Consider the following 24,675-nt stretch of genomic DNA (forward strand, 5'->3'; position numbering starts at 1 on the left):
ATCGGGAGGCTTTTTTTGTGGATAGCTTTGTATTTGCGTTTTGATTTTCAAGTAATATTTATTGGCTATTCCACAAATCAGCAAAAAAAATTACCTTTGCCCAAATCCACCCTTACGATGCAAAACTTAACGCTGCTCGACGGTCAAAAATTCCAAATCACTATTCAGCGTTTATGTCGTCAATTGATCGAAAATCACAACGATTTTTCAGGCTCTGTTTTAATTGGCATACAGCCACGCGGCATATACCTGGCTAAGCGCGTAGCCGACGAATTAAGAAAGATTTTACCGGACAGTAAAATAGAACAGGGCGACCTGGACATAACCTTTTACCGCGACGATTTTCGCCGCCAGGGTTCGCCGCTGGTGCCCAACCAAACCAAGATCGATTTTATAATCGAAGGCAAAAAGGTAATTATGATGGACGACGTTCTGTGGACAGGCCGCACCATCCGCGCCGCTATGGATGCCATGCAGGCATTTGGCAGGCCGGAGAAAGTGGAGCTGCTGGCACTGGTCGACAGAAGATACTCTCGACACATCCCGGTTTCTGCAGATTATGTCGGCATCGAGGTGGATTCCATAGCATCACAAAAAGTAGTAGTAAGCTGGAAGGAAACCGACGGCGAGGACAGGATTGTGTTGGTATCGGAGGCGAAGTGATTTTAGATTTACGATTTCAGATTTGAAGTCAACTTTTATACAGAAAAAGCAAATTCGATTCCGATAGCTATCGGGACGACATTCGAAATAAAAATATGGCTCTTAGCACACGTCACCTATTAGGAATTAAAGATTTGAACCTCTCGGATATCGAACTGATATTTGAAACCGCCGATAATTTTAAAACGGTGCTGAACAGGCCGATCAAGAAAGTGCCTTCGCTGCGCGATGTTACTATCGCTAACATCTTCTTCGAGAACTCGACACGTACTCGCCTTTCTTTTGAACTGGCTGAAAAAAGGCTTTCTGCCGATGTGGTGAATTTTTCTGCATCTTCCTCATCAGTTAGCAAGGGCGAAACCCTGATAGATACTGTAAATAACATACTGGCCATGAAAGTGGATATGGTTGTAATGCGCCACCCTTACGCGGGTGCGGGCATCTTCCTGTCTAAACATGTAAAGGCCCAGATCGTAAATGCCGGTGATGGCGCTCATGAGCACCCTACACAGGCCCTGCTTGATGCCTTCTCTATCCGCGAACGTTATGGTGATGTAGCCGGTAAAAAAGTAGTGATAGTAGGGGATATCCTGCACTCGCGCGTGGCGCTGTCAAACATCCTTTGCCTTAAACAATTGGGTGCCGAGGTGATGGTTTGCGGCCCTACCACGCTGATCCCCAAATACATTGGCTCATTAGGCGTTAAGGTTGAGCACAACTTGATTAAAGCATTAAACTGGTGCGATGTAGCCAACATGCTGCGCATCCAGCTGGAGCGCCAGGATATAAAATATTTTCCGAGCCTGCGCGAATACACCATGATGTTTGGCCTAAACAAACAGATATTGGACAGCCTTGATAAAGAGATAACCGTAATGCACCCCGGCCCTATAAACCGCGGCGTTGAAATTACCAGTGATGTAGCCGATAGCAAGCAATCAATCATCCTCGACCAGGTGGAGAACGGCGTAGCCATCCGTATGGCAGTACTGTATTTATTGGCAGGGCAAACGCCATAATCTGTTTTTGTCATCCTGTGAGCGATAGCCAAGGATTTAATCTACAACCTACAAGTAGGCGACATGGCGATGATTAGATGCTTCTCTATCGCTCAGCAAATTTTTACCTTGTAAATGTTATTACTAATTAGGGCAAACCTATCTAATTCTTTAATATTCTCTCCGCTACTTGCAGCCCACTCGTCAAAGCCGCTTCAACAGTGCCCATGGCCGTGCCATCGTAAAGATATTCCCCGGTGAAAAAGATGGTGTCTTCAACAGGTCTATTTAATACCTTGCGTGCTTCGGGCGCATCAACGGTATCATAAGCGTAAGAGCCGCGGGTAAAAGGGTCTGCCGTCCAGTTCATGATGCGGTAGGCGACCAACTTGTTTTTCAATTCTTCAAAATCTATCTTAAAAATATTAGCTAACGATCGCAGGCCTTGTTCCAATACCTCGGTATCGGGCGTGTTGATCTTATCTGCCGCCGCGGGGCCGCCTATCCAGCCGGTTAGTACGGTGGAGTGGTCGGGTACCTGTGTCCACCAGGTTGGGATCTCTTCATCGCTGAACAGGTAGCCCATTTTACCAACGTTTTTACCCGCCATCTGTTGCGTTTTTGCATCTATCCAAAAAGCGTTATCAAACTCAAACAAAAGTTTTATGACCGAGCCAAAGCCCATTTGCTGTATGGCATTGCTATATTTAGGTATCGGCGGGTTAAAGGTTATTGCGCCGCTTTCACCCTCGGCGGCTTTTAGCACACCCAAAGGCATCGCTATCAATAATTGACCGGCTTCGTAAACAGAACCATCTTTTGTAATTGCTTTAACGCTGCCATTTTTCCATTCGATTGTCTTAACCACAGCATTCAGGTAAATTTGCCCGCTTTTGCTTTTGCATTCGTTGCTTAAATAATTTATCATGCTGCAATAACCACCCTTAAGCCTGTGCTGGGCATCTATTTCTTCATGTTCCCATTCCTTGCGCAGGGCAAAGGCACTGGCATCGCGTGGGTCGGCAGTGTCATAACCGGATACATACGCGCATACCGAGCTGCGTAGCTCCTCATATTTATCCCCCGGGAATTCTTCATTCAAAAAATCCCAGATATTGGTATCTTCTTTAAGTGCGTCGAGGCGTTTAATGAGCAGGTCCCAGTCTTTGATCACCATGCTATTCTCCTCGAAATCCCCATTTTGATACCGCCACATTTCGGCATTGGCACTATGGTATTCAATTCCCGCTTCTTTTAATAAATTGATGGTAGTGGGCAGGTCGCCGTGTACAAACTCGGCACCCAGTTCGGTGTTCTTAAAAAACAATTCGTCGCTTAACGTATGGATGCGGCCGCCTGTACGGTTACGCGCTTCCAACACCGTCACTTGCTTGCCTGCGCTGCTAAGGGTACGCGCAGCCATTAAACCGGCGGCCCCAGCCCCAATAATTAAAATGTTGTTTTTCATATACGATAGGTAACGCAATGTAAAAGTATTGGGTGGAAGATGCAAGAGAGCGTTTTGCTCAAGGCGATTTACTCATCCCACTACGCTTCGCTGGCGACCCTCTCTGCTTTGCAAAGAGGGTGACGGGAAAAGGAATAATATTCTAACCCTCTTCCGCTTGCGGAGAGAGGGTGGTCGACCGTAGTAATGACCGGGGTGAGTAAACTTCCTCGTGTAATTTCTATACCTACTTATCCATGTTTCTGCTATTTTAGCGAAACTATTATCGGCAAACATTTTACCCCATAGAGCATGAAACAATATTTTAAGGTTGACGAGTGGAAAATCATCGAAGAAGGGTTCGACCCATCATATAACAAGGTTGCTGAAAGCGTTTTTAGCCTGGGCAACGGACGCATGGGGCAGCGTGCCAATTTTGAGGAAGCCTACAGCGGCGAAACCTTGCAGGGAAACTATGTTGCCGGTGTTTACTATCCCGATAAAACCCGCGTGGGGTGGTGGAAGAACGGTTACCCCGAATACTTTGCCAAGGTTTTGAATGCTGCCAACTGGATAGGGATAGATGTTTGGATAGGCGACGAACAACTCGACCTGGCCAAATGGGAGGTGATCGATTTTATGCGCGAGCTGAATATGCGCGAAGGGTATTTGCAGCGTAACACGCTGGTGAAAAGTCCCAAGGGTAAAGAAATAAGGATAGAGAGTACCCGCTTTTGCAGCATTGTAGATGATGAGGCCGGGGCTATCTCTTATACGGTAACTGCTATTAATTTTACAGGCGATATCAAACTCACCCCGTTTATCGATGGCGATATTATCAATGCAGATTCCAACTATGGCGAGAAGTTTTGGGAAGAGGTTAAGAAAGACGTTGGCGACGATACCGGTTTTGTGCAATTAAGAACTAAAAAGACCGGCTTCGAGGTGGCAACCGCCATGAAAGTATTACTTAATCGGGGTGGTAAGCCTGAAGAGTTTTCATCAAAACCTATCCAAAAAGAAAAGTATATAGGAGCCGAAATAACTGTAAATGCAGTATCAGGGCAGCCGCTTACGCTTTACAAGTATGTAGTAAACCTTTCCTCACAAAATTATAAAGCCGAAGAACTTGCTGATAAAGCAATTGCCCAGGTAACCCGGATCAGCCAAAAATACTTTGCTGTTATGCTGCTGGAGCAAGCAAATGCCTGGGTCGAAAAATGGAAACACAACGATATTATTATAGAAGGCGATGCCGCCGCGCAGCAGGGCATCCGCTTCAACATATTCCAGCTTAACCAAACTTATACCGGTGAGGACGACCGCCTTAATATTGGCCCCAAAGGGTTTACCGGTGAAAAGTACGGCGGTTCTACCTATTGGGATACCGAGGCGTATTGTGTGCCATTCTATTTAGCGACTGCCGAGCAGAAAGTAGCACGCAACCTGCTGTTATATCGCTATAAGCAACTGGGAAAGGCTATAGACAATGCCAAACTATTAGGCTTTAAAGATGGCGCGGCGCTCTACCCCATGGTTACTATGGACGGCACCGAATGCCATAACGAGTGGGAGATAACCTTTGAGGAGATCCACCGTAATGGGGCAATTGCTTTTGCCATTTTTAATTATGTACGATATACGGGCGACGAAGCCTACCTCACCGATTATGGTTTAGAGGTTTTGATCGCTATTTCCCGCTTTTGGGCGCAGCGGATTACCTGGTCGGCCGAAAGGCAGCAGTACGTAATGCTGGGCGTAACCGGGCCAAACGAGTACGAGAATAACGTTAACAATAACTGGTACACCAGCACCATCGCGGTGTGGTGTTTAAAATATACCATCGAGGCTATTGGCAAGGCAAAAGAAGTTAATCAGGCTAAATACAAAGATTTGGTTACTAAAATAACTTTCCGCGAGGAGCAGGAATGCGAGAAATTCGCGGACATCATTTGCAAAATGTATTTCGGGCATGATGATAAGCTTGGCATTTTCTTGCAGCAGGACGGCTATCTCGACAAAGAACAAATCCTGGTAAAAGACCTGCCCGCTTCCGAGCAGCCGCTTGTTAAAAAATGGAGCTGGGACAGGATCCTGCGCTCCATATATATTAAGCAGGCAGATGTATTGCAGGGGCTGTATTTCTTCGAGGATAATTACGATATCGATACCATCCGCCGCAACTATGATTTTTACGAACCGAGGACGGTGCACGAGTCGTCGCTGTCGCCATGCGTACACGCCATATTAGCCGCTAAGCTGGGCGATATTGACCGGGCTTATCAGTTTTACCTCCGCACTTCAAGGTTGGATATAGATGACTATAATGATGATACCGACGATGGCTGCCACATCACATCCATGGCAGGCACCTGGATGGCCGTAGTAGAAGGCTTTGGCGGGATGCGTGTTAAGGATGGTGTGTTATCATTCAATCCGTTATTGCCGCATCAATGGCAGGCGTTCTCTTTCCAGGTTGGGTTTAGGGGCGCATTGCTGAATGTAAGGGTAAGTGGAGATGGGGTAACGGTTAAAAACTTGTCCGATAAAGAGATTGTAATAAAGATCTACGGAAGCGATACGCTTATTAAATCAAATTCAGAAAAACTAACGCCCGTTCAAGTGTCCACGCTTGAATGAAAGATGATTTAAGCATCCACGCTCACGAAAACACGGCAGCGTGGATGCTGCCAAAGCAACTAAAGTCAAGCGTGAACGCTTGACTTGGCGATAAGATTATTGTATAGATAAATCAAACACGGTCAACTAAATGCCCAACCATAAATTAATTATATATCAGTTGCTGCCGCGATTGTTCGGCAATAAAAATACCACCAATAAGTTTTACGGCTCTATAGAAGAGAATGGCGTTGGCAAGCTAAAAAATATTACCGATAAAGCCTTAGTAGAGATCAAAGCGATGGGTTTTAGTCACGTTTGGTATACGGGTGTTATCGAACATGCCACCATGACGGATTATTCCGCCCATGGGATCAAAACAGACGATCCGGATGTGGTTAAAGGTCGTGCGGGGTCGCCCTATGCCATCAAAGATTACTATGATATCGCTACCGACCTTGCAGATGATATAGAGTTCCGCATCTCGGAATTTAAAGAATTGGTTGGTCGTTCGCATAAAAATGGATTAAAGGTTATTATCGACTTTGTGCCCAACCATGTTGCCCGTACCTATGCCTCGGATGTAAAGCCCGATGGCGTGCACGATTTTGGCGAGCATGATGACACCAGCCTGCACTTTGCACCCGATAACGACTATTACTATATCCCCGGTCAGCCGTTTGTAGTGCCGGGCGGTTATAATCCCGGTGGTGATGAATTTACTTCGCCTTTAAAAGATGGCAAATTTGATGAGTTCCCGGCGAAAGCCACGGGGAATGATGTTTTCAACCCCGCGCCCTCCATAAACGATTGGTTCGAAACCATCAAACTAAACTATGGGGTTTACTACCTTGATGGTAAAAGATCCTATTTCGACCATATCCCGCCGCTGTGGCATAAAATGCTGCATATTTTAACGTACTGGGCAGATATGGGCGTGGATGGGTTCCGTTGCGATATGATAGAGATGGTGCCCGTAGACTTTTGGGCATGGCTTATCCCTAAATTGAAAGAAAAATTCCCCGGGCTGGTATGCATCGGCGAAGCATACGATAAAACCCAGTACAAAAACTATATCCACAATGGTGGTTTCGATTACCTATATGATAAGGTAGGGCTATACGATGCCGTCCGCCGATTAACCTGCGCCGAGCCGGGCGCATCAACCTGGGAAATAAACGCCGTATGGAACGACCATTGCCGCGGAATTGACGAGCATATGCTCCGCTTTATGGAAAACCACGATGAGCAGCGAATCGCCAGTCGTGATTTTGCAGGCGACGCCGGTTATGGCATTCCTGGCATGATCGTGAGCGCTACTTTAGCAACCGGCCCGGTCATGATCTACAATGGGCAGGAGGTAGGCGAACCTGCTGTAGGTGCTATGGGTTTTAGCAGCGATGACGGCCGCACCACTATTTTTGATTACTGGGGAGTGCCTGCGCACCAGGAATGGATGAACAACGGCGCTTTTGATGGCGCAAACCTCACATCGGCACAAAAGGAACTGCGAGGATTTTATAGCAAGTTATTGAATGTGGTAAAAGATAGCGACGCATTAAGCAGCGGCGAGTTTTACGAACTGATGATAGCCAACGAGCACCAGCCCGGTTTTGATACCATGCTGTATATTTATCTGCGCTATACAGCCACCCAAAAAGTACTGGTAATTGCCAACTTTAACCGTACCGAACGTGCCATTAATATCCAAATCCCTATGGAATTGCTTACACAACTTGGCTTGAGCGGCGGGGCAAGTTTTACAGATCTGTTAAGCGGGAACACCTTTTTTACAGATGATATCAATACAGGTATCCCCGTTATAGTAGGGGCGAGCAGTGGTTTATTGCTAAATTTGTAATTCTTCTTTAAAATCTCGCAAGGGCAGCACTTTGGCGTAATTATGGCTTGAAATTTCAGGAAATAATCGTTTATTAGCTGTTAACAAAATTAATTAGCTGATACATTAATCTTGCTTTACAGGGCTTTGCCGGTAAGGCCTATTGAAATGAATTGAATATGGCAGAAAATGTACCTGACCCAAACCCGGAACTGATAACGGCGAAATTGCTGCAGGTGGAGGATTTGATAGAAGAGGATGAAGAATTTCACCACTTAAATAACCCCGCCGATGGTATAAAGCCCATTGTTAAAAAATACCTGGGCATCCCCAACCACGCCGAACAAGCCGGCAATAAAATATTTTTTACAGATGGAGATGCCAAGGTAGAGGTTACCATAGTAACCAGCGAGATTATCCGCGTACGCCTGGCGCCCCACAGCGTTTTCCTGGAAGAGTTTTCTTATGCGGTACCCGAGTTGCCTCAAAAAGCAGTCGAGTTTACTTTACTGGAGAACGAGCACGAATTTAGGGTATCAACCCCATCTGTAAACTGCCACATCCGTAAGCAGGATTTCTTTATCTCGTTTTCGGATAAGAACGACCATGTGACCAGCGCCGATGCGGTGCCAATGCACTGGGAAGAGAACACCCAGTTTGGCGGTTACTACGTGTTTTGTACCAAAACCTGCGAGCAGGACGAAAGCTTTTTCGGCCTTGGCGATAAGGCCACCGAGTTTAACCTGCGCGGAAAACGCTTAAAAAACTGGAACACCGATGCTTATTCGTTCGGTTTTAACCAGGATCCGCTTTACCGCTCTATCCCGTTCTACATCAGCGTGAGCGATAATATTGCCCACGGAATTTTCTTCGACAATACCTTTAAAGCACACTTCGACTTTGGTGCCGAAGATACTACCAAAACCAGCTTTTGGGCTGATGGCGGCGAGCTACAATACTACTACATCCACGGCCCGCACATGATGGACGTGGTGAAAAACTACCACCTGCTAACCGGTACACACCCAATGCCGCCACTTTGGGCTTTGGGTTATCACCAATGCCGCTGGAGCTACTATCCCGAAAATAAAGTAAGGGTGATAGCAAATGGTTTCCGCCAGAACAGGATCCCTTGCGATGGGATTTATTTGGATATCGACTACATGGACGGCTACCGCTGTTTTACATGGAGCCCCAAATACTTCCCTAACCCTAAAAAAATGATAGCCGACCTGGCTGCCAACGGGTTTAAAACTGTTGTGATTATTGATCCGGGTATCCGTGTTGATGATAATTACTCGGTGTTTAAAGAAGGTAAAGAGAACAAATATTTCTGTCGCCGTTGCGACGATTACTTTATGGAAGGCCACGTTTGGCCGGGCCGTTGCCAGTTTCCTGATTTCACCAACCCCGAGGTACGTGCCTGGTGGGGCGGTTTGTTCGACGAATTGGTTGAAGTAGGCGTTGCCGGTGTTTGGAATGATATGAATGAGCCTGCAGTATTTGGCTCGGGCACCTTCCCGGATGATGTACGTCACCAATACGATGGTTACCGCGGGTCGCACCGTAAGGCACACAACGTCTATGGTATGCAAATGGTACGCGCCACTTACGAAGGTTTGCGCAAGCAAATGAAAAATAAGCGCCCGTTCACCATTACCCGCGCGGGCTACTCGGGCGTGCAACGCTATTCATCCGTTTGGACGGGCGATAACGTAGCATCATGGGAGCATTTAAAATTGGGTAACATCCAGCTGCAAAGGCTGTCGGTATCTGGTATCTCTTTCTGCGGAACGGACATTGGCGGTTTTAGCGGCGAGCCGGATGGCGAATTGTTTACCCGCTGGATCCAGATGGGTACCTTCTCGCCGTTTATGCGTGCACACTCTGCAGGTGATACCAAAGAGCGTGAGCCATGGAGCTTTGGCGAACCGTTCACCTCCATTAACCGTAAATTTATAGAGCTGCGCTATAAGCTATTACCATACTTATACTCGGCGTTTTGGGAGCACCACCGCTATGGTTTCCCTATATTAAGGCCCATGGTTATGCAGGAGCAGGAAGTTGCTTCGAATCACTTCCGCCAGGACGAATTTACTTATGGCGACAAGATCCTGATTTGCCCGGTATTGGAGCCGGGCCAGAAAAGTCGCAATGTATACTTGCCAAAAGGCAAATGGTACGATTTCTGGAGCCTGGAAATGGTTGATGGCGGCCGCGAGGTGAACGTATCAACGCCACTTGACATTATACCGATCTTCGTTAAAGCAGGTTCGGTGATCCCGGAATATCCTGTAATGCAATACACCGGAGAAAAGGAAATTGAGGAAGTAAAACTGAATATCTACTACAGCGATTACGAAGTGAATTCGTTCCTGTTTGAAGATTACGGCGAAACTTTTGCTTATGAGCAGGATATTTACCTCGAGAAAAAATTTGTGGTGAAAGGTGACGCTGATAAACTAACCATCAAACAAAGCATGGAAGGTTTATACACTCCACGTTATGAGGGCTACCATATTAAACTGAATGGCCTGCCGTTTAAGCCATCAAAAATTGTGGCCGATGGCAAAGAGATTCCAACTATTAATTATAATTCTGATAAAACCTACGAGTTTAAGTTTAGCAAGAACTTTAAACAAATAGAGATCTTTAAATAGGTCTTTTAAATATTTAACCACAAACAACACTAAGTTTTTTGCACAAAGGTCAAAAGGATTTTCCTTTAACCAATGTTCAAGCTTTGTGTGCTTTGTGGTTTTTCTTTGTGTTCTCTGTGGTTTAAAAACTCAAATATTTCTTTAATAATAAACATCTGCTACTATTGTCTGTTCAATAATTATATATTTGATACATCAGGAGCATGCATCCTGTAAACCAACTAACCTACGCGCAACGTCGCTACCGTAACTATGGCAAAGCAAACAATTAAACCCGATGCTGAACAAACAGAGCATGCACCTATAAAGGCAAAAAAAGAAACTAAGCCTAAAGCCTTTACCAAAGAAACTACGTCGAAGACAGAAGAGATAAAGGTTCCTAAAAAGTCGGCTGTTGCCAAAACTACTGCCACCGTTAAAAAATCAAAACCACTTGAGATCATCGAGAACAACGAACTGAAAGCGGTTGAAGCCTACAGCCGTTTTACTGACTTTGATATCGACCTGTTTAAATCGGGCAAGCACTTTAAGCTGTACGAGAAATTTGGTTCGCACGTGGTGGAGCATAAGGGCGTTGTGGGTACTTACTTTGCCGTGTGGGCGCCAAACGCGCAGTACGTAGCAGTAATAGGTAACTTTAACGGCTGGAACAAAGGTTCGCACTCGCTGAATTACCGTTGGGATGCATCAGGCATCTGGGAAGGTTTTATCCCAAACATCGGCGTTGGCGAAACCTATAAATATTACATCAAATCATCAACAGGGGAAGACCTGGAAAAAAGCGACCCGTTTGCCCTACGCTGGGAATTGCCCCCGCGTACCGCATCCATTGTTGCCGATACTTTTTACGAATGGAAAGACCAGGACTGGATGGCTAACCGCTACCAGTACACTGCTTTAGATAAACCATACTCGGTTTACGAAATGCACCTGGGCTCATGGGCACGCAGCCCCGAAAGTCCTGAAGAGTTTTTGAGCTATCGCCAACTGGCAGATACCTTGGTGCCTTACGTTAAGGAAATGGGCTTTACGCATGTAGAATTTATGCCTTTGATGGAGCATCCGTACTACCCAAGCTGGGGCTACCAGATCACCGGTTTTTTCGCGGCATCGTGCCGTTATGGTACACCGCAGGATCTGATGTTTCTGATAGAGAAATTCCACGAAGCCGGAATAGGCGTGATACTGGATTGGGTGCCTTCGCACTTCCCCGGCGATGCGCACGGCCTTTACAATTTTGATGGTACGCACCTTTACGAACACGCCGATCTGAAGAAAGGCTTCCACCCGGATTGGAAATCATACATATTTAACTACGGGCGTAATGAAGTTCGCGCATTTTTAATAAGCAACGCCCTATTTTGGCTGGAGCGATACCATATAGATGGTTTGCGTGTGGATGCCGTAGCATCTATGCTTTACCTGGATTACTCGCGTAACCACGGCGAATGGGACCCCAACGAATTTGGTGGTAACGAGAACCTGGAGGCGATATCATTCCTGAAAGAATTTAACGCGACGGTTTACAGCAACTTCCCCGATGTGCAAACAATCGCGGAGGAATCTACTTCTTTTACAGGTGTTAGTCGCCCGGTTTATACCGGCGGGCTTGGCTTTGGGATGAAGTGGATGATGGGCTGGATGCACGATACACTGGATTATTTTACGCACGATCCTATCCACCGCAAATACCACCAAAACCAGCTAACATTTAGTATGGTGTATGCCTTTACCGAGAACTTTATGCTACCATTTTCGCACGATGAGGTGGTTTATGGCAAAGGATCTATGCTGAACAAAATGCCTGGCGACGACTGGCAGAAGTTTGCTAACCTGCGTTTGTTATATAGTTTTATGTACACCCATCCCGGCACCAAGCTGTTATTTATGGGCAGCGAGTTTGGACAGGTTGCCGAATGGAATTATCAAAAATCGTTAGACTGGCACTTGCTGGAGCATGCCAGCCATAACGGCATCAAAGAAGCCGTTAAAGCCATTAACAACCTTTATAAAAGCGAACCTGCACTGTATGAGAAAGCGTTCGACTGGAACGGTTTTGAGTGGATAGACGCCGGTAACATGGATGATTCTGTGATTGTGTACATGCGTAAAGGTGTTGACAGGGATAACGACCTGGTGATCGTACTGAACATGACCCCGGTTGTGCATTATGATTACCGCATAGGCGTACCGGCAGCAGGCCAATGGCAGGAAGTATTCAATTCAGATGCCGAAAGATTCTGGGGTACGGGTTTGATCAACTTCGACCCGATAACTACCGAAGAAAAATACTGGCACGGAAAAGATAATTCGATCATAGTAAAAACGCCACCATTGGGTGCCGCTATATTTAAACGCGTTACCGCGCCTGCATCAACCGAAACAAAAAAATCTAAAAAGCTTAAATAATATGGCTGGTAAGTTTTTTTATTTATATCTGATAGGGGGCACCGTTGCCCTTGCCTTATTGGTCTACAGCATCATAGCCGCTTACCCGGATTTTAACCGCGGCGGCGCTTTTTTTTATGTGATCCCAACCCTTTTGCTTTATTACATGGCCTATAAAACATGGCATGTAAAGAATGACGGGGAGTTGATGTAGGCCTAAATCTAAAATAAATTGGGTCATCCTGAGCTTGTCTAAGGGCGCGCGAGGGGTTCTTGAATAGTGCTTCGACAAGCTCAGCATGACATGTTGATATTTAATACCTTTGCACCATGTACGGTTTACCAGCTACCGAAAATCATACTATCCGAAGTTACCCCTTAGTAACTATTGATGGCGGCAAACCCACCATGATAGGGGTGCACGAGGCTAACGGCGTCGACGTGACCATAGAGGATGCTTTCCTGCTTCCGCACCCTAGTTTTGCTTTATGGAAAAACAGACAGTATTAATAACCGGCGCTAATAAAGGTATTGGCTTGGAAACCGCTCGCCAACTGGCAAACGCAGGCTTAGGCTGCCGCGATAAGCAACGTGGCGACGAAGCTGTGTCGCAACTGCACAGCGAAGGCTTAAGTAATGTTGAATTAGTTGTAATTGACGTTGTAAGCGATGAGTCGGTACAGCAGGCATATGATGAGTTGGCTAAAAAGATAAACCATTTAGATGTGCTGATCAACAACGCGGGTATCCCCGGTAGCATCCCTCAGCCAGTATTGGAAACTCCTATAGAAACCTTTAAAGAAGTATATGAGGTTAATGTGATTGGTGTTGCCCGTGTAACAAAGGCATTTGTGCCATTGATGCAAAACGCACCAAACCCAAGGATTGTGAATGTTAACTCAGACCTTGGTTCTCTTGGCCTACACACTGATAAGACCTGGAGGCATTATGATGGTAAAACCGCGGCTTACGGCCCATCAAAAAGCGCATTGAATGGTTATACTATCGCGTTAGCTTATGAGTTGAAAAAACTTAGGGTAAACGCTGTAAACCCGGGTTACACCAAAACAGATTTTAACAATAACCAGGGTTACAAAACGGTTGAGATTGATGCAATACCAATCGTGAAATACGCTATGATCGACAAGGATGGCCCAACAGGTGGCTACTTTAGTGATTATGGGGTTACGCCTTGGTAATTCACCAATAGTCATTGCCAAGTTGCTACGCTCCTCAATGACGCAAAAGGGTTATTCCTCCTCCAAAATCCTCTTAGTCTCTGCCAGTTGGTCCATTTCCTCCTTAGGCAAAACAGGAAACTGCGGTTTCATATCTTTTAAGGTTTGCGCAACGATGGTTGAAATAGCTACCCGTGTAAACCATTTCTTATCGGCCGGTACCACATACCATAGGTTATCGTCGGTGCTGGTTTCTTTGATGGCTGTTTCGTAGGCATTCATATAATCGTCCCATAAGGCGCGCTCCTTAACATCGCCGGATGCAAACTTCCAGTTCTTTTCCGGGTCTTCAATGCGTTTCAGGAAGCGCTTCTTTTGCTCGTCTTTAGATAGATGCAGAAAGAACTTGATGATCACCGTCCCATTTTCGCTTTGGTGTTTTTCAAAATCGCGGATGCTTTGGTAGCGTTGGTCCCAGAATTTTTGGCCGATGTCTTTTACTTTGGTGATGCCGGGGATATGCTCTTTCAGGATATACTCGGGGTGTACCTTAGTAACCAGTACATTCTCGTAATGCGAACGGTTATGGATGCCAATGCTGCCACGCTCGGGCAGGGCCTTGTAATGTCGCCATAAAAAATCGTGCTCATAATCTTCGGATGTTGGCTGCTTAAAGCTATAAACCCGGCAACCCTGCGGGTTCAGTCCCGTCATAGTGTGCGCTATCGCGCTATCCTTCCCTGCCGCATCCATCGCCTGGAAGATAATGAGCAGGGATTTACTATTAGCCGCATAAAGCTCGTTTTGTAGCTTAGCGATTTTTTCGATCAGGTCGGCCAGTAATTCTTCCGAGTTATCCTTTTCATAACCGGCGGTGTCATCGGTATCAAAATCTTTTAATTTAAAGTTTTTGGTATTGGTTATTTTAAAACGATTGATAATGTCTTTCATATATAGGTAATAAGTTTGAAAGAGGGGAGAATGTTTGAACCAGTATGAACCTTTAAAACCAAACCCTCAAAACATTTATTTTGAGGGTTTGGTAAGCACGATTTTTGATCTTTAACTTACCAGATCCGTACTCTTTCGTTTTCGGCTTTATAGTTTTTATCGCCGGGCTGAATGTTAAAAGCCTTGTAAAAAGGAGCAAAATTCATCAACGGGCCGTTTACCCGCCACATAGCCGGTGAATGCGGATTAGTGTTTACGTAGGTGCGCAGAAAAGCATCCCTTGTTTTCACGCGCCAGATCCTGGCTATTGATAAAAAGAAGCGCTGATCGGGCGTAAAGCCATCTATCTTGTCATCGCTTTTACCTTGTTTAGTCATTTTAAACGCATCATAAGCGATGGCTACTCCGCCATTGTCTGCCGTATTTTCTCCTAATGTTAACGGCCCTTTAATATGTACCGTATCCAAAACGGTGAACGAACTATACAGGTTAGAAAGCTGCATTGTTTTTTCTTTAAACTTGCGTAAGTCTTCTTTAGTCCACCAGTTTTTTACGTTGCCGTCTTTATCATACTGGGCACCCTGATCGTCAAAAGCGTGGGTCATCTCATGGCCGATCACCATGCCGATACCACCGTAATTGATAGCGTCGTCTGCCGAGAAGTCAAAATAAGGATATTGCAGGATACCCGCGGGGAACACAATTTCGTTAACAGGAGGGTTATAATATGCTGTTACTGTAGATGGTGTTGTTCCCCATTCTGTTTTATCAACCGGCTTGTTCAACTTTGCCAGTTCAAACTGAAAATCATTTTTGTTAAGCGATAGGGTATTTTCAAAAAATTTAGTCCTGCTGACCTGTACCTTGTCGTAATTGCGCCACTTATCCGGGTAACCTATCTTCTTCGTAAAAGTATACAACTTCTCTTTAGCCTTTTGCTTTGTACTGTCGCTCATCCAGTCTAACTGGTTTATCCTGTTCTCAAATGCTTTTTGTAAATTGTTGACCAATGCCAGTACGCGCTTTTTGGCATCTTCATTAAAATATCGCTTTACATACAGTTGGCCCAAAGCTTGCCCCAACATATTATCTACGTTTGCCGTCATAATCTGCCTGCGGGACTTTTGCGTATCCTCTCCTGACAAAACCTTGTTGAAGGTGAACGAGGCATCAACAAACGGCTGGTTAAGCCTGTCAGCGTAGTTTTGTAGTGTAGCGGCTTTTAAATAAGCTTTCCAGCTTGCAATACTAACAACTCTCAGCATTGCATTTAGCTTGTCATAATAAGTGGGCTGGGCCATATCGATCGAATCTGTGGCCGCTCCTAAATTGCCAAGTAACGTCTTCCAGTTTATATTAGCCTGCTTTTTGCCTATAGCAGCAACTGCTACCTTGTTGAAATTCGCGTTAACATCTCTTAATTCTACATTAGTTTTACTACTATAGGCCAATTGTTTTTCAATACCATAAGTGATATCTGCATTTTTGGTTGCCACAACGCGCGTGCTTCCTGTCAACTGAAATAAAGTGCTGATGTAAGTTTTATAGGCCTTTTGAACTTGTAGTGTTGCCGAATCGGTTTTGAAGTAGTAGCCCTTTTCCGGCAAGCCGATACCGCCCTGGTACACATGGGCAATATTGATGGAGCTGTTTTTATTATCGGGAGATATGCCGAAGTTGATCACAGACCGGTTGCCCGACGCCATCTCAATGGCTACAAATTTAAGCAACGCCGGTACACTATTTATTGCGTCAATGCGCGCCAATATAGCTTTAACAGGCTCGTATCCCCTACGGTCAATGGTTGCCATATCCATACCCGAAGCGTAAAAATCTCCTACCTTTTGGTCGATGCTACCTGTTGTATTTTTAGCTTTTGAAACACTATCCAGGATGTTTTGCAGTAAAAGTTTTTGCGGAATATTCAGAAATGAGTAAGAACCCACACCCGCCTGGTCGTTAGCTATCTTCACGGTGTCATACCAGCGTGCGTTAACGTATCTAAAGAAATTGTCGCCCGGCTTAATAGCGGGATCCAAACCTGCTACATCTACAAACGTTTTGTGCTGGGCAATAGCATGGTGGCCTACGCTAAAAAGCGCTAACATTAAACACAGCGTAAATAATTTTTTCATAAATAAGATTTGTTTAAAGGTAATAAATGTAGATGATGTCTCAAATACTAGCCTCATAATCCGCATAGCAATTCTTATAAGCAAAGAAGCCCTCCAAACAATTAGTTGGGAGGGCTTTTAAATATTAGGGTTTAGATAAACTTATAGTTTGCCAATTTCCTGAACAAGATCGATCAGTTTGTTTGAGTAACCCCACTCGTTATCGTACCAGGATACAACCTTAACAAATTTATCGTTAAGTGCGATACCTGCTTTTGCATCAAAAATTGATGTGCGTGCATCACCTTTAAAGTCTTCAGATACAACTTCATCTTCGGTATAACCTAAAATGCCTTTAAGTTCGCCTTCTGATGCTTCTTTCATTGCAGCTTTAATGTCTTCGTAAGTAGCAGAAGTTTTTAAACGTACAACTAAGTCAACTACAGAAACATCAGCAACCGGGACACGGAACGACATACCTGTTAATTTACCTTTTAACTGAGGTAAAACTAAACCAACCGCTTTAGCAGCACCTGTTGATGAAGGGATAATGTTCTGGTAAGCACCACGGCCGCCTCTCCAGTCTTTGTGCGATGGGCCATCAACTGTTTTTTGAGTAGCTGTAACCGCGTGTACAGTAGTCATCAAACCTTCTTCGATACCAAATTTATCATCTAACACTTTAGCGATAGGCGCTAAACAGTTGGTAGTACATGATGCGTTTGACACGATAGTTTGATCTGCTTTTAAAAGCTTATGGTTTACACCCATTACAAATGTAGGGGTATCATCCTTTGCAGGTGCGCTCATAACCACTTTTTTAGCGCCGGCATCAATATGTTTTTGTGCAGTATCTATGGTTAAAAATAAACCTGTAGACTCGATAATAACTTCTGCACCTACTTCATTCCATTTAAGGTTTGCAGGGTCTTTTTCGGCAGTTACACGGATGGTTTTTCCGTTTACTACCAAATGGCCGCCTTCTACAGCGATAGTGCCTTTGAACTGGCCGTGGGTTGAGTCGTATTTCAACATGTAAGCCATGTAATCAGGCTCAACTAAATCGTTAATACCTACAACTTCAACATCTGGTCTTTCAATTGCGGCCCTAAAAGCTAAGCGACCGATACGGCCGAAGCCGTTGATTCCTATTTTCATGATTTTTAATTTTTATTAGAATAATACGTCAATAAATGGTTTATGGGTTCTTTTATAATATCCGTTATCGTTATCCCGGTACCCTCGGCAGCCTCATACAGGTAATCCTGAAAGTTGGCTGCTACCGATCCCGCAAAATGTACAGAAGCTCCCGGGTGCTGTTTGTTCAGAGGTACCAGGTAAGTTTGTATCAGTTTGCTAAAGCCTGTAGTGATAACGTTTTTTATGTAAGGGTCTTGTTTATTCTCCAGGAAAAAATCGCTGAACGAGCTCAGGAACAAAGCCGGCTGTTTTTGGCGATATACTTTTTCAAGCAGAGTTTTACGGTCGGCATCATACTTCTGCACAAACTTTTTGCGGATGTTTGCCGGCAAAGTTTCGTTCATAAAACCTTTTATGAGCTGCCTGCCCAACCAGTTGCCCGATCCTTCGTCGGCCAGTATATAACCTAAGCCGTAATTGTTTGGTTTTACCTTTTTGCCATCGTACCAGGCGGCGTTGCTTCCGCTTGCGCAAATGCTTACAATACCCGGGACGTTACGGCAGCAGGCAATGGCCGCGGCCTCAATATCGTGCCCAACGGTAATTTTAGCAAACTTAAAAAATGCTGCGAAGGCGTTATATACCACCTGTTTTAGTTCATCTGATGATGCGCCTGCACCAAAAAAATAGATCCGTTTTATTTCTTCTGCGTGGTGTATAAGGTTTATGTTTTTGTTGAAGAGCTGAACGATGTATTTTTCGTCGTTAAAATAGGGGTTAATAGCGGCGGTATTGAACGAGGCAACCGTCCTTCCCTTGTAGGCTAATCGCCAGCCGGCATTGTTAGATCCACTATAAACAACTGCAATCATTAAATTGATAATATATCTGCCATCAGCATCAGGTCGTCTTCTAACTTAAACTGATGCTGGGTTAAGGCCTCCTCAAGGCTTGTTAATTTTATGTGGTTGGCTTCAAGTCCAACCATCATTTGTGTCGAGCCATCTATCATGGCGTTAACAGCTGCAAAGCCTAAACGGCTGCCCAAAATACGGTCAAATGCTGATGGGCTTCCGCCACGTTGCAAGTGGCCTAATATAGTAACTTTTATATCGTAAAACTTGATTTGTTTTCTAACAACTTCGGCAAGGTCATAAGCACCGCCGCTCTTATCTCCCTCAGCTACAATTACAATGCTTGATGATTTTTTATTGTACTGACCAGCCTTCAAATTCTCTATCAGCATATCAATAGCGGTATCACGTTCGGGCAATAAAATAGCTTCTGCACCACAAGAAATGCCTGCACGCAGGGCAATAGCGCCCGAGTCGCGGCCCATTACTTCTATAAAAAACAAACGGTCGTGCGCATCAGCCGTATCGCGGATCTTATCAATAGCCTCAATAACGGTATTAGTAGCGGTATCAAACCCCAAGGTATAGGTAGATCCGTAAAGGTCATTGTCAATTGTGCCCGGTACGCCAATAACGGCTATGTCCGGATATTTTTTAGAAAAACGTAGCGCGCCGGTAAAAGTACCATCGCCACCAATTACCACAATACCATCAATACCGTTAGCTTTTAGGTTTTGGTAGGCAAGTTCCATACCCTCATCAGTGCGAAAGGGTAGGCAACGTGCAGTTTTAAGTATAGTACCACCAAGGTTTAAGATATTACTTACCGACCGGGTATTCATATCGTACATGTTATTTTCGATAAGCCCCTGGTATCCCTGGCGGATCCCTGCAACCTGCAGGCCATTATATATAGCGGTACGTACAACAGCCCTTATACACGGGTTCATGCCTGGTGCATCGCCGCCCGAAGTAAGAACTGCTATCTTTGAAATTTTTTGCATTATTTACTTAGGTAAATTTGTAGGTGCGAATATAGTGTGTCAAATTTACACCATTAAATTTATTTATTTATTTTTACATTAAAAATTAAGCAATATATTTAAGCACAATTAACCTAAATACATTTTCCCCTTGGAAGTAAAGTTACCTACATTTAACTCGGTTTTTTCTATAGACTGTGTCATATTTGGTTTTGAAGCTGGTGAGCTTAAAATATTACTTATAGAACGTAACGAGGAACCGTTTAAGGATTGGCTCGCCCTGCCCGGATATATTGTTGAGCAAGATGAGAGTATAGACGACGCTGCCGAACGGATTCTGTACGAGCTTACCGGCCTGCGCGACCTGCATATGCAGCAGTTTCATACTTTTGGCGAAGTTAACCGGCACCCGCAAGGCCGCGTAATTACCGTGGCGTACTATGCGCTGATCCGTATTAACGGGCAAAAAGAAGTTAAGCCGGTTACCCAGTACGCTAAAACCGCATTTTGGCATCCGGTGAACGAATTGCCTAAACTGGCGTTTGACCATAGCGAGATCTTTGAAACAGGTTTTAACAAAATTCGCCGCAGGTTAAATTACCAGCCTATTGCGTTTGAGTTATTACCCGAGAAATTTACCCTTACCCAACTGCAATCGCTTTACGAAGCAGTGCTGAATAAAAAGCTTGACAAGCGTAACTTCCGCAAAAAAATGCTGAGTTACGGCTTTTTGAAGGAGCTGGACGAGAAGCAGAAAGGTGTATCGTACCGTGCCGCCAAACTCTATAAATTCGATCGCCGCAAGTACACAAAGATCTTCCAGAATGATCTGAATCTTGATAAATAGGAGGGGAGAGAGTCAAGAGGTCAAGAATCAGTAATCAAGACAGGAGGAACTAAGAGGTCAAGAATCAGGAATTAAGATTGAAATAAAAATATAGTACATGAAAAAGCCGCATCGATATCGATGCGGCTTTTGTTTTATCTTAACTCTTCAGTCTTGACTCTTGATTCTTATAACCTTACAACTGGCTTGGTGCCAAATCTAAGTGGTATTTAACCAGGTTATCTATAGGCGAGCGGATGATGTTACCAACCGTCATGCCGTTTTCGGTACAAACTTCTTCCAACACGTTGCGGAAGTTGTAACCAACAGAACCTATACAGTTAAACGTGTATTTTTGATAATCGGGATAATGCGTAACCAGGTTTTTAAAGAAATCCTCGAAAGAGGTACGTACCAGGTTGCGCGAGTATTCGATGTTTACAATGTTATCATAAACAAATTTGCTAAAGCTTGCGCAAAAACGGTTTGCACGTGGTTGTGTGTAAACAATTTCGTTGATATCATCGGGTGTAAGCTTAAAGGTTTCCCAAAAGTTTTTACGCACAGCCTCGGGCATATAACCGCGCAGGTAATCAACCAGTAGTTTTTTACCAATATGGCAACCGCTGCCTTCATCACCAAGGATGTATGCGCCCGAGTCGATGTTGTTGATTACTTCTTTACCATCGTAAAGGCAGGTATTTGTACCTGTGCCTAAAATAGCGGCAAAGCCCTCGTTGTTGCCAAGCAAAGCGCGGGCAGCAGCAAGCAGATCGTGGCCAATATTAACTTTAGATTTTGTAAAAACTGCCGACATGGCATCCTCTACGATCTTTCGCATCTCGGGGGTAGAACAGCCTGCGCCGTAATAATTCACCTCGGTAATGTTGTCTTTCTCAAGATCGGTAGGCAGGCTCTCGTTCAACGATTGAATGATGTACTCAGTGCCCGAAAAATAAGGGTTGTAACCCTCGGTGTTAAAATACACCTTTTTACCTTCTTCGGTAACCAAACACCAGTTTGTTTTGGTGGAGCCACCGTCAGCAATTATGATCATAAAATAAGTTTTAGAAAAAAAATTAGGTTAAAAATATGATTAACTTATTGTAAAAAAAACACTTCCTAACTTTAAAAAGTAAAATCGTTGTAAAGCCAGGGTTAATTCTGTGTGTATGTGCACAATACTTAACTTTTTTACCAAAAAATAAATTTTGGCAAAAGGCCTTATTAATAAGTTAAATCATAAAAAAATACTTGTCAGTTTTACATATAAAGCACTGTGTTAATTGTACAACGCCGGTTTATAATTGAATGCAATTATATGTAATATTTTGACAAAAAATAATGGGTGGTGTTTTTTGTGACGATAAAAAATTTTATTACTGATGTTTTGTTACCCCCTGTTTTAAACGAAAGGTTTGCACCCGTTTGATTTTGAGCCTGCAATAAATATGATTGGGTAATATTTACCGATGCCTAAATACTATTGTTATGCATTACATTGTTTATGTAAGCGCGGCTGTAAACCATTTACAACCAAACAGTTGAAAGATCTTTTAAAAGAAAGCCGGGATAATAATATCCGGGTGGGCATAACCGGCTTGCTGCTTTATAACGATGGTGCATTTATGCAGGTTTTAGAAGGATATGAAGACCCTGTTAAATAAATTTACCACAAAATAGAGATAGATAAACGGCATACCTGCGTAATCAAAACTGCCGAGGAGCCTATGAAAAGGCGCATTTTACCGATTGGGTGATGGCTTTTGATGCCGTTTCGGGTACCGATCTCGCAAAAGTTAAGGAATTTATAAGCCCGCATAACATCAGTTTTGACCCTAACGACCGCCGCAAACCCATAGTTATGCTGAAAGCTTTTTTTGAAAGCTGCAAACCATAGCCGCCGATTTGAATTTAGCTATTGCCTTTTCCAACCATTTTTAGCATATTTGCACCGCGAAAAAAACGCGATGGTCCCATAGCTCAGCTGGATAGAGCAACAGATTTCTAATCTGTAGGTCATAGGTTCGAATCCTATTGGGATCACCTCTTGGGACAACACAGGATTTCTGGTCGTTGTCCCATTTTTTTTCCTCTTAAATTTCTGTTTATCAGGTAAATAAAACTAAATATCTCTCTTGTTTTCGCTGTTCGAACTTTCAAATCCTCATATGTGAACTTTTCGGGGTATATCAGAGTATGGTAAAACATTGCAAACCATAATTAAGGATCTTGCTGATTGGGTAGAAAACACCGGCAGATAATTATAGCAGACTTGTAAAATAAAGCTTTGGTGTAATTTACGCTTTAAACAGCAATCTGCAGGTCGTTCAAATAGGGTAGCACAAAAAGCGTGTGGTCAAAGGCGCGGAAGTGGGTGATGAGGTGGCTGCGGTCGTCAAAAAAAACTTCCACGTAAAAACTATTTAGGTTGTATAGTTTAATGTAATGATGATCGTTAAGGCGGTCGGCCAAAAAAGTGCCATTTAAAACAGCTTCTGTTTTTTCGTAGTATTTTAAAGCGTTAAAATCATTTGAGGTCATAATGGCAAAATATTTTATAGTCCGTTCATGATCAGGGTAATACAAAACCCGTGCCCCGTTTATAAATAAACAATAGCGTTTTTGAATAGTTATGAACATATGGAGAATTATCAGATAGCAGTAACCAGGGATACCGAAACGCACCAGTTTGAAGTAGGGGAGTATCCGCACTACGATGACGGACATTGTAAATACCGTGTATTTGAAAATGGCGTTTATGTAGCCAGTTTTGAACCAGATAAACATCACCTTTTACACATCTGCCAAAACCCCGGCCATATTGCCGAAGACATACTCCATTTGTTGGCGGATAAGATCGAGGATTATCATTCTAAGGGTTTGCGGGAAGATATTTAACTGTTATTATTACCCCTCTCCGGCAGTATCTCATCCGGTAATTCATCAGGGCTTTCCTTTGGTATCTCCGGCGTTTTAGGGTCTTCAGGTTGTTGTATTTCGGGTTGAGGTTTTGGGGTAGGCATTTCCTCAGGTTCGTTGGGGATGGTTTGATGTTTTTTGCTCATGTGTAATTAACATACCCGCCAAAAGGTTTGTTTGGATTCACCTCGCCATGCTTCTTCAAATTACTTACTTTTGGGTGTGCCTGTCAAAAAGAAAACTACGTCGCCTGTTAAACGGAAAACCACTAACAGGAAAAAGAAAGCCAAAGCCCCGTCGCGCTTAAAATACTACCTAATAGCGCTTGTATTTGCATTGCTTTTATCGCCGTTTTATTATGGCTATGTCATCAAAACGGCATCCTATACCTGGCGGTGGGTAAGGGACATTGGCCAGGATCCTAACTATCGTACCTACAAAAGTTTCGGCATCAAAATCCCGTCTAATTACGAGATTCACGGGATAGACGTATCGTACGCTCAGGGCAAAATTAACTGGCCAAAGGTGGTTGCAATGGAAGAGGATGGCGTACGCATCCGCTTCGCGTTCATCAAAGCTACGGAAGGCTTGCTTACGGTCGACCAATACTTTAAACGTAACTGGAAAGAGGCTAAAAATGCAGGCATCGCCTGCGGCGCTTACCATTTCTTTCGCCCTAAAAAGAGTGGTTTATGGCAGGGAAGGTTTTTTGTCCAAAATTCATCCATAGAAAGCGGCGGTCTACCACCCGTTGCCGATGTGGAGCGGCTGGACGGCAAAACACCCGCCGCCATGCGAAAGGAACTGCGCGATTTTCTGCTTTACGTAGAGAATAAAACTGGTGAAACCCCCATTATTTATACAGGCATTAGCTTTTACCGCGATTACCTGGCGGGATATTTTGACGATTACCCTTTGTGGATAGCCCATTACAATCAAGATAAATTAAACGTTAGCGCACGCACCAACTGGAAGTTTTGGCAACACTCGGAAACAGGCCACGTGAACGGCATAGGCCACACGGTAGATTTTGACGTTTTTAAGGGAGATACCCTCGCGTTTAAACGCTTTATATCGGGCGCTAGCCGTTAA

The 24,675-nt window shown here is 44.2% G+C and carries 23 protein-coding genes and 1 tRNA gene; 15 read left to right on the top strand and 9 right to left on the bottom strand.

All coding sequences use genetic code 11. The annotated features are described in order from the left end of the window. Positions 1-117: 117 nt before the first annotated feature. On the top strand, positions 118-663 hold the full coding sequence (gene pyrR / locus RHM67_RS07815) for a bifunctional pyr operon transcriptional regulator/uracil phosphoribosyltransferase PyrR (protein ID WP_252758316.1): 546 nt from the start codon (positions 118-120) through the stop codon (positions 661-663). A 95-nt stretch (positions 664-758) separates the two neighbouring features. Beyond that, positions 759-1,682 (top strand): aspartate carbamoyltransferase catalytic subunit, encoded by a 924-nt coding sequence (locus RHM67_RS07820; RefSeq protein ID WP_322231553.1) that lies wholly within the window; start codon positions 759-761, stop codon positions 1,680-1,682. Positions 1,683-1,824: 142 nt separating this feature from the next. On the opposite strand, the gene RHM67_RS07825 is transcribed toward RHM67_RS07820, so the two are convergent. Then, entirely contained in the window at positions 1,825-3,129 is a 1,305-nt protein-coding gene (locus RHM67_RS07825) for an NAD(P)/FAD-dependent oxidoreductase (protein ID WP_322231555.1), read from the bottom strand. Positions 3,130-3,420: 291 nt separating this feature from the next. On the opposite strand from RHM67_RS07825, the gene RHM67_RS07830 reads away from it, so the two are divergent. From RHM67_RS07830 to RHM67_RS07860, 7 genes are all read left to right on the top strand, one after another. After that, positions 3,421-5,748: a family 65 glycosyl hydrolase domain-containing protein gene (locus RHM67_RS07830; protein WP_322231557.1), complete on the top strand. Its 2,328-nt coding sequence runs from the start codon at positions 3,421-3,423 to the stop codon at positions 5,746-5,748. A 130-nt stretch (positions 5,749-5,878) separates the two neighbouring features. Then, entirely contained in the window at positions 5,879-7,588 is a 1,710-nt protein-coding gene (locus RHM67_RS07835) for an alpha-amylase family glycosyl hydrolase (RefSeq protein WP_322231558.1), read from the top strand. Between the two features lie 158 nt (positions 7,589-7,746). Further along, complete coding sequence (locus RHM67_RS07840) at positions 7,747-10,227, top strand: glycoside hydrolase family 31 protein (protein WP_322231560.1); 2,481 nt, start codon at positions 7,747-7,749, stop codon at positions 10,225-10,227. Between the two features lie 252 nt (positions 10,228-10,479). Next, positions 10,480-12,636: a 1,4-alpha-glucan branching protein GlgB gene (gene glgB, locus RHM67_RS07845; RefSeq protein ID WP_322231561.1), complete on the top strand. Its 2,157-nt coding sequence runs from the start codon at positions 10,480-10,482 to the stop codon at positions 12,634-12,636. Position 12,637: 1 nt separating this feature from the next. Next, positions 12,638-12,829: a hypothetical protein gene (locus RHM67_RS07850; RefSeq protein WP_252758323.1), complete on the top strand. Its 192-nt coding sequence runs from the start codon at positions 12,638-12,640 to the stop codon at positions 12,827-12,829. Positions 12,830-12,945: 116 nt separating this feature from the next. Continuing rightward, positions 12,946-13,125 carry a hypothetical protein gene (locus RHM67_RS07855; protein ID WP_322231562.1) on the top strand — a complete coding sequence of 60 codons (180 nt, stop codon included), beginning with the start codon at positions 12,946-12,948 and terminating at the stop codon, positions 13,123-13,125. Continuing rightward, complete coding sequence (locus tag RHM67_RS07860) at positions 13,104-13,814, top strand: SDR family oxidoreductase (RefSeq protein WP_322231563.1); 711 nt, start codon at positions 13,104-13,106, stop codon at positions 13,812-13,814. Before RHM67_RS07855 ends, RHM67_RS07860 begins: the two co-directional genes overlap by 22 nt. A 51-nt stretch (positions 13,815-13,865) precedes the next feature. Here RHM67_RS07860 and RHM67_RS07865 read toward each other — a convergent pair whose 3' ends face one another. From RHM67_RS07865 to pfkA, 5 genes are all read right to left on the bottom strand, one after another. Beyond that, positions 13,866-14,744, bottom strand: a complete 879-nt coding sequence (locus tag RHM67_RS07865) for a polyphosphate kinase 2 family protein (RefSeq protein ID WP_322231564.1) — start codon at positions 14,742-14,744, stop codon at positions 13,866-13,868. A 116-nt stretch (positions 14,745-14,860) separates the two neighbouring features. Beyond that, positions 14,861-16,879: a M13 family metallopeptidase gene (locus RHM67_RS07870; RefSeq protein ID WP_322231565.1), complete on the bottom strand. Its 2,019-nt coding sequence runs from the start codon at positions 16,877-16,879 to the stop codon at positions 14,861-14,863. A gap of 141 nt (positions 16,880-17,020) precedes the next feature. Further along, positions 17,021-18,016 carry a type I glyceraldehyde-3-phosphate dehydrogenase gene (gene gap / locus RHM67_RS07875; RefSeq protein WP_322231566.1) on the bottom strand — a complete coding sequence of 332 codons (996 nt, stop codon included), beginning with the start codon at positions 18,014-18,016 and terminating at the stop codon, positions 17,021-17,023. A gap of 5 nt (positions 18,017-18,021) precedes the next feature. Then, positions 18,022-18,870, bottom strand: a complete 849-nt coding sequence (locus RHM67_RS07880) for a hypothetical protein (protein WP_322231568.1) — start codon at positions 18,868-18,870, stop codon at positions 18,022-18,024. After that, positions 18,870-19,856 carry a 6-phosphofructokinase gene (gene pfkA / locus RHM67_RS07885; RefSeq protein WP_322231569.1) on the bottom strand — a complete coding sequence of 329 codons (987 nt, stop codon included), beginning with the start codon at positions 19,854-19,856 and terminating at the stop codon, positions 18,870-18,872. The genes RHM67_RS07880 and pfkA overlap by 1 nt, the downstream gene beginning before the upstream one ends. Before the next feature lie 130 nt (positions 19,857-19,986). Here pfkA and RHM67_RS07890 point away from each other — a divergent pair, with 130 nt between their 5' ends. Beyond that, positions 19,987-20,682: an NUDIX hydrolase gene (locus RHM67_RS07890; RefSeq protein ID WP_322231570.1), complete on the top strand. Its 696-nt coding sequence runs from the start codon at positions 19,987-19,989 to the stop codon at positions 20,680-20,682. 175 nt (positions 20,683-20,857) lie between these two features. Here RHM67_RS07890 and RHM67_RS07895 read toward each other — a convergent pair whose 3' ends face one another. Then, positions 20,858-21,718: an N-acetylglucosamine kinase gene (locus RHM67_RS07895; protein ID WP_322231571.1), complete on the bottom strand. Its 861-nt coding sequence runs from the start codon at positions 21,716-21,718 to the stop codon at positions 20,858-20,860. Positions 21,719-22,133: 415 nt separating this feature from the next. Here RHM67_RS07895 and RHM67_RS07900 point away from each other — a divergent pair, with 415 nt between their 5' ends. The 3 genes from RHM67_RS07900 to RHM67_RS07910 all read left to right on the top strand — a co-directional run bounded on the left by RHM67_RS07900 (position 22,134) and on the right by RHM67_RS07910 (position 22,707). Beyond that, positions 22,134-22,328 carry a BLUF domain-containing protein gene (locus RHM67_RS07900; protein WP_322231572.1) on the top strand — a complete coding sequence of 65 codons (195 nt, stop codon included), beginning with the start codon at positions 22,134-22,136 and terminating at the stop codon, positions 22,326-22,328. Positions 22,329-22,420: 92 nt separating this feature from the next. Continuing rightward, positions 22,421-22,561: a hypothetical protein gene (locus RHM67_RS07905; RefSeq protein WP_322231573.1), complete on the top strand. Its 141-nt coding sequence runs from the start codon at positions 22,421-22,423 to the stop codon at positions 22,559-22,561. A 72-nt stretch (positions 22,562-22,633) separates the two neighbouring features. Next, positions 22,634-22,707, top strand: a tRNA-Arg gene (locus tag RHM67_RS07910). Between the two features lie 261 nt (positions 22,708-22,968). On the opposite strand, the gene RHM67_RS07915 is transcribed toward RHM67_RS07910, so the two are convergent. Continuing rightward, positions 22,969-23,205 carry a hypothetical protein gene (locus RHM67_RS07915; RefSeq protein ID WP_322231574.1) on the bottom strand — a complete coding sequence of 79 codons (237 nt, stop codon included), beginning with the start codon at positions 23,203-23,205 and terminating at the stop codon, positions 22,969-22,971. Positions 23,206-23,304: 99 nt separating this feature from the next. Here RHM67_RS07915 and RHM67_RS07920 point away from each other — a divergent pair, with 99 nt between their 5' ends. Continuing rightward, positions 23,305-23,562, top strand: coding sequence for a hypothetical protein (locus tag RHM67_RS07920; protein WP_322231575.1), 258 nt, complete (start codon positions 23,305-23,307; stop codon positions 23,560-23,562). On the opposite strand, the gene RHM67_RS07925 is transcribed toward RHM67_RS07920, so the two are convergent. Next, a complete protein-coding gene (locus RHM67_RS07925) occupies positions 23,559-23,729 on the bottom strand; it encodes a hypothetical protein (protein WP_322231576.1) in 171 nt (56 codons plus the stop codon). The genes RHM67_RS07920 and RHM67_RS07925 overlap by 4 nt on opposite strands. Positions 23,730-23,805: 76 nt before the next feature. On the opposite strand from RHM67_RS07925, the gene RHM67_RS07930 reads away from it, so the two are divergent. Further along, the gene (locus RHM67_RS07930; protein ID WP_322231577.1) at positions 23,806-24,675 is read left to right on the top strand and encodes a glycoside hydrolase family 25 protein; all 870 of its coding nucleotides are present in this window, start codon (positions 23,806-23,808) and stop codon (positions 24,673-24,675) included.

The sequence above is a fragment of the Mucilaginibacter sp. 5C4 genome, assembly GCF_034345625.1.
GTDB classification, from domain to species: Bacteria; Bacteroidota; Bacteroidia; order Sphingobacteriales; family Sphingobacteriaceae; genus Mucilaginibacter; species Mucilaginibacter aurantiaciroseus.

Coding starts and splice junctions, on each gene's coding strand:
- pyrR (WP_252758316.1), top strand. CDS start 118: ATGCAAAACTTAACGCTGCTCGACGGTCAAAAATTCCAAATCACTATT.
- RHM67_RS07820 (WP_322231553.1), top strand. CDS start 759: ATGGCTCTTAGCACACGTCACCTATTAGGAATTAAAGATTTGAACCTC.
- RHM67_RS07825 (WP_322231555.1), bottom strand. CDS start 3,129: ATGAAAAACAACATTTTAATTATTGGGGCTGGGGCCGCCGGTTTAATG.
- RHM67_RS07830 (WP_322231557.1), top strand. CDS start 3,421: ATGAAACAATATTTTAAGGTTGACGAGTGGAAAATCATCGAAGAAGGG.
- RHM67_RS07835 (WP_322231558.1), top strand. CDS start 5,879: ATGCCCAACCATAAATTAATTATATATCAGTTGCTGCCGCGATTGTTC.
- RHM67_RS07840 (WP_322231560.1), top strand. CDS start 7,747: ATGGCAGAAAATGTACCTGACCCAAACCCGGAACTGATAACGGCGAAA.
- glgB (WP_322231561.1), top strand. CDS start 10,480: ATGGCAAAGCAAACAATTAAACCCGATGCTGAACAAACAGAGCATGCA.
- RHM67_RS07850 (WP_252758323.1), top strand. CDS start 12,638: ATGGCTGGTAAGTTTTTTTATTTATATCTGATAGGGGGCACCGTTGCC.
- RHM67_RS07855 (WP_322231562.1), top strand. CDS start 12,946: ATGTACGGTTTACCAGCTACCGAAAATCATACTATCCGAAGTTACCCC.
- RHM67_RS07860 (WP_322231563.1), top strand. CDS start 13,104: ATGGAAAAACAGACAGTATTAATAACCGGCGCTAATAAAGGTATTGGC.
- RHM67_RS07865 (WP_322231564.1), bottom strand. CDS start 14,744: ATGAAAGACATTATCAATCGTTTTAAAATAACCAATACCAAAAACTTT.
- RHM67_RS07870 (WP_322231565.1), bottom strand. CDS start 16,879: ATGAAAAAATTATTTACGCTGTGTTTAATGTTAGCGCTTTTTAGCGTA.
- gap (WP_322231566.1), bottom strand. CDS start 18,016: ATGAAAATAGGAATCAACGGCTTCGGCCGTATCGGTCGCTTAGCTTTT.
- RHM67_RS07880 (WP_322231568.1), bottom strand. CDS start 18,870: ATGATTGCAGTTGTTTATAGTGGATCTAACAATGCCGGCTGGCGATTA.
- pfkA (WP_322231569.1), bottom strand. CDS start 19,856: ATGCAAAAAATTTCAAAGATAGCAGTTCTTACTTCGGGCGGCGATGCA.
- RHM67_RS07895 (WP_322231571.1), bottom strand. CDS start 21,718: ATGATCATAATTGCTGACGGTGGCTCCACCAAAACAAACTGGTGTTTG.
- RHM67_RS07900 (WP_322231572.1), top strand. CDS start 22,134: ATGCCTAAATACTATTGTTATGCATTACATTGTTTATGTAAGCGCGGC.
- RHM67_RS07905 (WP_322231573.1), top strand. CDS start 22,421: ATGGCTTTTGATGCCGTTTCGGGTACCGATCTCGCAAAAGTTAAGGAA.
- RHM67_RS07915 (WP_322231574.1), bottom strand. CDS start 23,205: ATGACCTCAAATGATTTTAACGCTTTAAAATACTACGAAAAAACAGAA.
- RHM67_RS07920 (WP_322231575.1), top strand. CDS start 23,305: ATGGAGAATTATCAGATAGCAGTAACCAGGGATACCGAAACGCACCAG.
- RHM67_RS07925 (WP_322231576.1), bottom strand. CDS start 23,729: ATGAGCAAAAAACATCAAACCATCCCCAACGAACCTGAGGAAATGCCT.